This window comes from Reyranella soli, from assembly GCF_007992495.1.
Classification (GTDB): domain Bacteria; phylum Pseudomonadota; class Alphaproteobacteria; order Reyranellales; family Reyranellaceae; genus Reyranella; species Reyranella soli.
The window spans coordinates 1-8,804 of sequence record NZ_BKAJ01000044.1 but is presented as its reverse complement, the minus strand read 5'-3'; the positions used below and the strand labels follow the sequence as shown (position 1 = coordinate 8,804).

Below are 8,804 nucleotides of genomic sequence, written 5' to 3'. Positions count from 1 at the left end.
ATTCATGAGCGCGCAGGATGCGCGCGGTCCGGAAGAGCATGATCGTGAGCGGGCCGGAGGCCCGCGCTCCCAGCTATGAGCGTTCGCGGATGTCGGAGAACTTTATCTTGGGCGACTTCTCGGCGATGTAGCCCAGTTCCCAGGCGTTGCGCGCCAGGAAGACCGGCGAGCCGTCGCGGTCTTCGGACATGCCGCCGCGGTTGGCGCTCATGAAGGCTTCCAGGTCGGCCTTGCTCTCGGCCGAGATCCAGCGCGCGGTCTCGAAGGGCGCTGGCTCGAGGTCGATCTTGACCTGGTACTCGGCCTCGACGCGGGTCTTCAGCACGTCGAGCTGCAGCTCGCCGACCACGCCCACGATGTGGTCGCCGCCGATGACGCGGCGGAACACCTGCGTGACACCCTCCTCGGCAAGATCCTCCAGCGCGCGCTTGAGCTGCTTGGACTTCATCGGATCCTCGAGCCGCACGCGGCGCAGGATCTCGGGTGCGAAATTGGGGATGCCGACGATCTTGATCGTCTCGCCCTCGGTCAGGGTATCGCCGACGCGCAGCACGCCGTGGTTGGGCACGCCGATGATGTCGCCGGGCCACGCCTCGTCGACGATCTCGCGCTCGCGGGCGAAGAACAGGATCGGCGAATTGACCGACAGCGTCTTGCCGGTCCCCATCTGCGTCAGCTTCATGCCGCGGCGGAACCTGCCGCTGCACAGCCGCAGGAAGGCGATGCGGTCGCGATGGTTGGGGTCCATGTTGGCCTGGACCTTGAAGACGAAGCCCGCGACCTTGGGCTCGGTCGGCTCGATGGCGCGTGGCTCGGCCGGTTGCGGCCGCGGCGGCGGCGCCCAGGCGGCGAGCGCGTCCAGAAGCTCGCGGACGCCGAAATTGTTGTAGGCGCTGCCGAAGAACACCGGGGTCAAGTGGCCGGCGCGGTAGGACTCCATGTCGAAGGCGGGATAGCCCGCGCGCACCAGCTCGACCTCTTCGGCCAGGCGCGGATCGTCGATGGCGTAGTTCTCGATCACCTCGCCGATGCGCGCGCGGTCGGTCGAATCGAACACCAGCATGCGATTGTTGGTGAGATCGTAGGTGCCCTTGAAGGCCTGGCCCGAACCCGTCGGCCAGGTCATGGGCGCCACGTCGAGCGCCAGGGTGGAGGCGATCTCGTCCAGAAGCTCGATCGGGTCCTTGGCCTCGCGGTCGAGCTTGTTGATGAAGGTGACGATCGGCACGTCGCGCAGGCGGCAGATCTCGAACAGCTTGCGGGTGCGCGCCTCGATGCCCTTGGCGGCGTCGATCACCATCACCGCCGAATCGACGGCCGTCAGCGTGCGGTAGGTGTCCTCGGAGAAGTCCTCGTGGCCCGGCGTGTCCAGGAGATTGAACACCGCGCCGCCATACTCGAAGTGCATCACCGAGGTGGTGACCGAGATGCCGCGCTGCTGCTCGATCTTCATCCAGTCCGAGCGCGCCCGACGCGCCTCACCGCGCGCCTTCACCGCGCCGGCGACATGGATGGCGCCGCCGAACAGCAGCAGCTTTTCGGTCAGGGTCGTCTTGCCGGCGTCGGGATGGGAAATGATCGCAAACGTGCGTCGCAAGCCGGCAGGGTGGCCGGCCAGGCGGGAGTCGAGTTGGGAGACGACGGCGGAATCGGGCACTTTTCGGTTTCCGGGAAGGGTGCGAGGGGGTAGCGGAGCCTCGCCGTCACGTCAACTCACGTCCGAGAAAACGGCCAAAATCCAGGTCTGTTTCGGCGACTGATTGCCGGCGCCACGCAAGCTCCGACCGGGTGAGCGAGCACGCCGTGCCCTCGGTGCATCGGCGCATACGACCGAGGATGAAAGCAGCAGCGCGGCGGTCCACATGCCGGCGACTGGACCCTGGCGGAATCTCCCCGGCTCATCCAGCAAGGAACCTGGTTGATCAGGTTCTACTACACCTGAACGATCACGAACGGGCGCTGCGGGCCTAGTCTGGCGCCGACAGCGCGCTGTTCCTGAGGGGTCGCCGGCACGCGTGCATTCACGTGCGCCGGGACAGGTCCTCTGCCGCCAGGATTTCGCGGATATTCGGCAGGTGCTCGCGGCCCCAGTACAGGTCGCCGTCGGGAAAGACGAAGCTCGGCACGCCGAACACGCCCTTGGCCTCGGCGGCATCCTGCACGGCTTTCAGCTCGCGCGCGCCCTCGCCTGCCGCGAAGGAAGCGAAGTCCGCCGCGTCGGTGCCGGCGCGCTTCAGCACGTCGGCGAGAGCGGCTGGATCCTCGATGTCGAGGTCGTGCTTCCAGAAGCGCTCGAACACCTCGTCGTTGTAGGCGCGGAAGGCGCCGTGCCGCTTGGCGTAGAGCAGCCCGATGCCGGCCAGTGACGAGTTCCAGATCTTGCGCGTGCCGCGGATGGTGAGCCCGACGCGATTGGCCTCGCGCCGCACGTCCATGTAGCTGTATTTGACGCGACGCCACTGATGGGCGTTGCGGTCCTGCTCCAGGACGCGGCCCGCGGCGTCGACCTTGGCGGTGCCGAGATAGGCGGGAATGTCGAGGATGTAGGGCAGCCAGTCGATCGCCACGCCGGTCTCGCGCTCGAGGCGGTAGGCCGGGTCCTTGGCAAGATAGGCGTAGGGACTCTTATAGTCGATGTAGAGCGTCAGGGTGGGCGGCGGCATGTCTGGCATCATTTGAACCGCTTCTTCGCGTCCTCGCGCAGCTTGGCCTTCTGGATCTTGCCCGACTCGGTCATCGGGAAGGCCTCGATGAACACCACGTGGCGCGGCAGCTTGAAGCTTGCGACCTTGCCGCGGCAATGGGCCAGCACGCTCTCGGTGTCGAGCTCCGCCTCCAGCTTGCGCTGGATGTAGGCGACGGCCACCTCGCCCAGGCGCTCGTCGGGCAGGCCGACGACGGCGACCTGCTGCACGGCGGGATGCTCCAGCAGCAGGCCCTCGGTCTCCATCGGGTCGACGTTCTCGCCGCCCACCTTCAGCATGTCCTTGTAGCGGCCGAGGAAGCGCAGGCAGCCGTTGGCCAGCCACATCGCCGCGTCGCCGGTGCGGAACCAGCCGTCGTCGGTGAAGGCGGCCGCGGTCTCGGCGGGCTTGCGGTAGTACTCCTTCAGCACCGTTTGGCCGCGCACCTGCAGCTCGCCGGCAACGCCCGGCCCCAGCACCTCGCCGCTGCCGTCATCGACGATGCGCAGCTCGAAGCCCGGCCCCGGCCAGCCCGACGCCTCGCTACGATGGACCTCGTCGTCGTCCAGCGAGGACAACGACACGCCGAGCCACGTCTCGGTCATGCCGAAGCCCGAGAGGTTCTTCAGCGGCGCCAGCGCCTGCATGCCGCGGCGCACGACCGGCGTGGCGCTCAGCATGCCGGCGGCGAAGATGCCCGTGCGCAGGCTTGAAACATCGCGCGGCCGGGCCTCCTGCGCCTCGGCGAGACCCTTCATGTGCGCCTCGAAGCCGTGGATGATGCTCGCCCGCTCCTTCTCGATCAGGTCGAGGCTCTCGTTGGGATCGAAGCCCACGGTCACGATCTGCCGGGCGCCGGTGACCAGCGACATCCACGCCCCCTCCGACAGGCCGAAGGCGTGGAACAAGGGCAGGTAGTTCAGGATCGTGTCGTCGGCCGTGATGGCCATCAGGGCCGCACGTTCCTCGACATTGGCGACCAGCTCGTGGGTGCGCACCACGCCCTTGGGAAAGCCGGTGGTGCCCGAGGTGTACATGATGAAGGCCGTGGCCAACGGATCGACGGCCCGCGCGCGGGCGGCCAGCTCGTCGGCGGAGACCTTGGCCGCCGGCCCGGCGAGCGCCGCCCAGTCGACGGTCCCGGCCTGCGGCTTCTCGCCGACCAGGATCACGCGCCGCAGCTTGGGGAAGCGCGGATCGCTCACCTCGTCTCCGGATGCCGGCAGATCCACGGCCTCGCGCACCAGGGCCGCGTAGTCGATCGGCCCCGAGCGATCATGGGTGATCAGGAAGCTGCTATCGGACTGCGCCAGCACATAGGCGAGATCGCGCGATCGGAATCGCGTGTTGATCGGCACCAGCACCGCGCCGATCTTCTGGACGGCGAAGGAGATGAAGATCCAGTCGTCGCAGTTGTTGAGCCACAGGGCGACATGGTCGCCGTGGCCGACGCCGGCCGCGATCAGGCGGCGCGCCGCCTCGTCGATGCGCAGGGCGAGCTCGCGGAAGGTGTAGCGCGAGGTGCCGAACACCAGCCCTTCGCGGTCCGGCAGGCGGGCCGCAATGTCGTCGGCGAGATCACCAAAACGTCGAGCCATCACGACCACCTCAAGGGAATCGTCCGCTTTTCGACGAGCGCGCGCTCGATTTCGAGGCAGACTTTCAAGCTCGGCAAGGCCTCGCGAGCCGAAACCAAGGGGCTTCCCGACGGCGCTTCGACCAGCAGGCGGCGCAGCTGCTCCTCCAGCTCGAAGACCTCACCCGACTTCTCGACGGCGACGGTCTCGGCCGCCTCGGCGCCGGCGCGTCGCAGCTTGAGCTCGAAGTCGGGCGTCTCGGTGCGGTCCATGGCGCCTGCCCAACAGGTACGGATCGCACCCTGATCGCCGGCGAGCTCGAGCACGAGGGAATGCTCGAAGCCCGCCAGGCATTGCGAGAACACCGCGTAGCTGCCGTCGGCGAACGTCATGGTCGCAGTGAAGGCATCGAACATGCCTGGGCCGCGCGGCGAGGCGACGCCGCTCGCCGCCACCTCGATGGGCAAGCCGCGCTCGCGGAAGTACCACAGCAGCAGGTCGATGTAGTGGATCGGCTCCTCGAGGATCCACGAGCCGACCTCGGCGCGGGCGAAACGCCAGTCGCCGGCGCCGCCGCGAAAGGGCCGCCGGAACAGCGTGAAGTTGGCGGCGCGCATTCGGCCCAACGCCCCCTCCTCGATCAGCGAGCGCACCTTGGCCCATTGCCGGGAGGCGCGCAGCTGGAGAACGCTGTCGCAATAGCGACCCGATCGTTCGGCGGCCGCGACCACGCGCTCGGCATCGGTGAGCGTGGTCGCCATCGGCTTCTCCAGCAGCACATGCTTGCCGGCGTCGAACGCCTTCACGGCCGTATCGGCATGCAGATGATTGGGGCTGACGATATCGACCAGGTCTATGGCCGGATCCGCCAGCAATGCATCGAGGCTGCGATGGACCGACACGCCGGGCAGGTCGTGCGCCGCCTGCCGAGCGGAGTCGTCGTCGCCGGCCACCACGCCGCCAAGCGAAAGTCCCGCGACACGCCCGATCACCCTCGCATGGACGCGACCCCAGCCGCCGTACCCGACCAGCCCGATTCGCATTCGTTTCCTCACCTATTCCTGAGCAGGCAGTATGTTAAGGTTTCGCGCAAGGGGGAACCCGCGGAAGGGGGAAGCAACGACGTGGCGGGCCTCAGCCTTCGCAACGTTAAAAAGTCGTTCGGCGAGGTCGCGGTCGTGCACGGCGTCGACCTGGAGATCGCCGACCGCGAGTTCGTGGTCTTCGTCGGCCCCTCGGGCTGCGGCAAGAGTACCCTGCTGCGCATGATCGCCGGCCTGGAGGACATCACCGCGGGCGAGATCGCCATCGACGGCCGCGTCGTCAACGAGCTCGACCCGAAGGACCGGGACATCGCCATGGTGTTCCAGGACTACGCGCTCTATCCGCACATGACGGTGTTCGAGAACATGGCGTTCTCGCTGCGCTATCGCGGCATCGACCGCCAGGAGATCCGCCGCCGCGTCGACGAAGCGGCGCACATCCTCGACATCGAGCCCTATATCGCGCGCATGCCGCGCCAGCTCTCGGGCGGCCAGCGCCAGCGCGTCGCCATGGGCCGCGCCATCGTGCGCGATCCCAAGGTCTTCCTGTTCGACGAGCCGCTTTCCAACCTCGACGCCAAGCTGCGCGTGCAGATGCGCACCGAGATCAAGCGCCTGCGCGAGCGCGTGGCCACGACCACGATCTACGTCACGCACGACCAGGTCGAGGCCATGACCCTGGCCGATCGCATCGTGATCCTGAACCATGGCCGCATCGAGCAGATCGGCACGCCCGAGGACGTCTACGACCGGCCGGCTTCGACCTTCGTGGCGGGCTTCATCGGCGCGCCGCCGATGAATCTCGTGCCGGCGGCCGCGCTGCCCGCTGCCGGTCGGCCATCCGACAAGCTGCTGCTGGGCGTGCGGCCCGAGCACCTGGTGTGGGCCAGCGGGGGCACGCCGCTGGTCGAGGGCACGGCCAGTGTCGTCGAGCCGCTGGGCTCCGATACGCTGGTGTCGCTCGATGTCGCCGGCACCGCTCTGGTCGCGCGCCTGCCGCCACGCGTCGTGCGGCGCAAGGGCGAGGCCGTCCGGCTCACCGCGGATCCAGCCAATCTGCACTTCTTCGACAGGGTGACGGGAATTCGTGTCATGTCATCCTGAGCGCAGCGAAGGATCTCATGCCGGTTGCAAGCGGCGATGAGGTCCTTCGCTACGCTCAGGACGACGAAAAGGGAGGAAACACATGCAACGCCGGCAGCTTCTCAAGTCCACTGCAGCCTTCTCCGCCGCGTCCGTGCTGGGCGCACCGGCAATCGCGCAGGCGCCCAAGAAGATCACGTTCCTGACCTGGAACCTGGTGCATCTCGAGGCGCCGCTCAAAGGCTGGATCGCAGGCTTCACGAAGAGCCGGCCCGGCGTCGAGGTCGAATGGGTCGACAAGAAGGGGCCGGAGCTGCCGGCCTACTACCAGACCCAGCTCGCCGCCAGCACGCCGCCCGACGTCATCGACATCCAGGGCGCACTCGGCCTGGAGTACGCCGCCCAGGGAGCGCTGCTCGATCTCACGCCGCGGCTCGGCGCGGAGGCCGCGGTGAAGGCGCGCTACGAGCCCGCCTATCTCTCGAACTGGGTGTTCGAGGAAAAGAACTACATGGTGCCCTACTACGTCTCCAAGACGCTGCTGTTCTGGAACAAGACGCGCTTCAAGGAGGCGGGCCTCGACAAGCCGCCGGCGAGCTTCGACGAGATCCTGAGCGCGGCCGACAAGATCAAGGGCGGCGAGAAGACCGGGTTGCTGACCTTGAACTTCGACTGGCTGTACTGGCCGCTGATGCAGATGAACGGCGTCGACCTGCTGACGCCCGACCTCAAGAAAGCGGCCTTCAACACGCCCAAGGCCGCCGAGGTCATGACCAAGCTCGCGGAAGCGACCAAGAGCGGCGCCATCAATCCGATCTCGTGGACGGGGCGCTGGGTCGAGCCCAACGACGCCTTCGCCACCGGCAATGTCGGCATGCTGCATGCCCATGCGCCGGCCTTCTTCTGGATCAAAGGCAAGGGGCCGTGGATCAACGGCGACACCTTGGGGGCGGCGCAGATGCCGGGCAACTGGGCGACGCCCAACAGCCATGGGCTCGGCATCTCCAAGGGCTCGAAGAACCCCGATCTCGCCTGGGACTTCGTGAAGTACCTGACCGACATGGAAGTGGCGAGCGCTTTCGCCAAGATCGCCAGCGTGCTGACCGGCTCCAAGGAGGTCGACAAGGCGAGCCTGGCGCGCTTCCAGAAGGACGATCCGCTCGCCTTCCAGGTGCTGAGCACCCAGCTCGAGCACACCGACAAGATGTGCGGCAACTGGCGGCTCGGCAACGACAGCCGCATCAAGGACGGCTTCTGGCCCGAGTTCCAGAGCGCCATGCTGGGCCGCAAGGACGCCAAGACCGCGCTCGGCGACGCCGAGCGGCGGGTGAGCCGCGAGCTGCGGCGGGCGTGAGTCATGTCTTGCCGGACCGCGGGCCTCCAGGCCCGCATCTTCGTCGTGGATACGATGACATGAGCGGGCCTGGAGGCCCGCGGTCCGGCAAGACGACCTGGTTCCAGCGCAAGCGCACCCGCGAGTTGGCGCTGGTCGTCTGCTTCCTGCTGCCGTCGCTCGCGATCTTCTTCCTCTATCGCATCCTGCCGCTGGGCTGGAATGCCTGGCTCTCGGTGCATGCCTGGTCGCCGCTCAAGGCCGCGCAGTTCATCGGCCTCGAGCACTACGAGGAGATGCTTCTGGACGACGACGTGTTCTGGCAGGCGCTGGCCAACACGCTGATCTTCATCGCCTGCTCGCCGCTCGCCATTGCCGCCGCGCTGGGCATCGCCGTGTTGGTCAACAGCGACCTCAGGGGTGCCGCCGTCTACCGCACCATTGTCTTCCTGTCGTACCCGCTGATGACGGTGGCGGTCGGCATCATCTGGCGCTGGCTCTACGACGAGCGCGGCGGCTTCTTCAACTACGTGCTGCGCTCGACCGGCGTGATCGACCAGCCGATGAAGTTCCTGCAGAGCTTCGACTGGGCCTTGCCCTGCGTGATCCTGGCCGACTTCTGGCAGGTGCTGGGCTTCTACATGATCATCCTGCTGACGGGGCTGCAGAGCATCCCGCAGCATCTCTACGAGGCGGCGCGCGTCGACGGCGTGCCGGCCCGCGCCCGCTTCTTCCGCATCACCCTGCCGCTGCTGAGACCCTCGATCTTCCTCTGCATCGTGGTCGGCATCCTCAATTCCTTCACCAGCTTCGACCTGGTCTATGTCATGACCAACGGCGGCCCGGGCCACGCCACCGAGCTCCTGATCACCTACATCTACAAGGCGGGCTTCGGCCAGACGCGCTTCGATTACGCCGCGGCGCTGACCGTGGTGCAGTTCCTGCTGCTGGTCGTCCTGACGGTGATCGCCAACAAGCTCTCCGGCGGCAACGCCGGCAGCCTGGAGCGCTGACCGTGCCCTCGCATAAGCCCGCTCTTCGCTGGGGGCGCGCCACTCCAGTGGCGCGTCTTCCTCTTCCGGAG

Annotated in this window: 7 protein-coding genes; 3 read left to right on the top strand and 4 right to left on the bottom strand. The window is 67.3% G+C overall.

What is annotated here, in order from left to right; all coding sequences use genetic code 11:
* Positions 1–73 precede the first annotated feature (73 nt).
* The 4 genes from RSO01_RS14275 to RSO01_RS14260 form a co-directional block, all read right to left on the bottom strand.
* The gene (locus RSO01_RS14275) at positions 74–1,657 is read right to left on the bottom strand and encodes a peptide chain release factor 3 (RefSeq protein WP_373867904.1); all 1,584 of its coding nucleotides are present in this window, start codon (positions 1,655–1,657) and stop codon (positions 74–76) included.
* A 364-nt stretch (positions 1,658–2,021) separates the two neighbouring features.
* A complete protein-coding gene (locus tag RSO01_RS14270) occupies positions 2,022–2,663 on the bottom strand; it encodes a DsbA family protein (protein WP_170303056.1) in 642 nt (213 codons plus the stop codon).
* A gap of 8 nt (positions 2,664–2,671) precedes the next feature.
* On the bottom strand, positions 2,672–4,282 hold the full coding sequence (locus RSO01_RS14265; protein ID WP_147149776.1) for an AMP-binding protein: 1,611 nt from the start codon (positions 4,280–4,282) through the stop codon (positions 2,672–2,674).
* Positions 4,282–5,304: a Gfo/Idh/MocA family protein gene (locus RSO01_RS14260; RefSeq protein ID WP_147149775.1), complete on the bottom strand. Its 1,023-nt coding sequence runs from the start codon at positions 5,302–5,304 to the stop codon at positions 4,282–4,284. Before RSO01_RS14260 ends, RSO01_RS14265 begins: the two co-directional genes overlap by 1 nt.
* Before the next feature lie 81 nt (positions 5,305–5,385).
* Between RSO01_RS14260 and RSO01_RS14255 the strand changes: the two genes are divergently transcribed.
* From RSO01_RS14255 to RSO01_RS14245, 3 genes are all read left to right on the top strand, one after another.
* Positions 5,386–6,408, top strand: a complete 1,023-nt coding sequence (locus tag RSO01_RS14255) for an ABC transporter ATP-binding protein (RefSeq protein WP_147149774.1) — start codon at positions 5,386–5,388, stop codon at positions 6,406–6,408.
* A gap of 82 nt (positions 6,409–6,490) precedes the next feature.
* Positions 6,491–7,741, top strand: a complete 1,251-nt coding sequence (locus RSO01_RS14250; protein ID WP_147149773.1) for an ABC transporter substrate-binding protein — start codon at positions 6,491–6,493, stop codon at positions 7,739–7,741.
* A gap of 59 nt (positions 7,742–7,800) precedes the next feature.
* Positions 7,801–8,733 (top strand): carbohydrate ABC transporter permease, encoded by a 933-nt coding sequence (locus tag RSO01_RS14245; protein WP_147149772.1) that lies wholly within the window; start codon positions 7,801–7,803, stop codon positions 8,731–8,733.
* The last annotated feature ends 71 nt before the right edge of the window (positions 8,734–8,804 follow it).

Excerpts from the sequence above, each read along its gene's own strand:
- RSO01_RS14270 (WP_170303056.1), bottom strand. The coding sequence starts at position 2,663 with ATGCCGCCGCCCACCCTGACGCTCTACATCGACTATAAGAGTCCCTAC.
- RSO01_RS14245 (WP_147149772.1), top strand. The coding sequence starts at position 7,801 with ATGAGCGGGCCTGGAGGCCCGCGGTCCGGCAAGACGACCTGGTTCCAG.
- RSO01_RS14265 (WP_147149776.1), bottom strand. The coding sequence starts at position 4,282 with ATGGCTCGACGTTTTGGTGATCTCGCCGACGACATTGCGGCCCGCCTG.
- RSO01_RS14260 (WP_147149775.1), bottom strand. The coding sequence starts at position 5,304 with ATGCGAATCGGGCTGGTCGGGTACGGCGGCTGGGGTCGCGTCCATGCG.
- RSO01_RS14250 (WP_147149773.1), top strand. The coding sequence starts at position 6,491 with ATGCAACGCCGGCAGCTTCTCAAGTCCACTGCAGCCTTCTCCGCCGCG.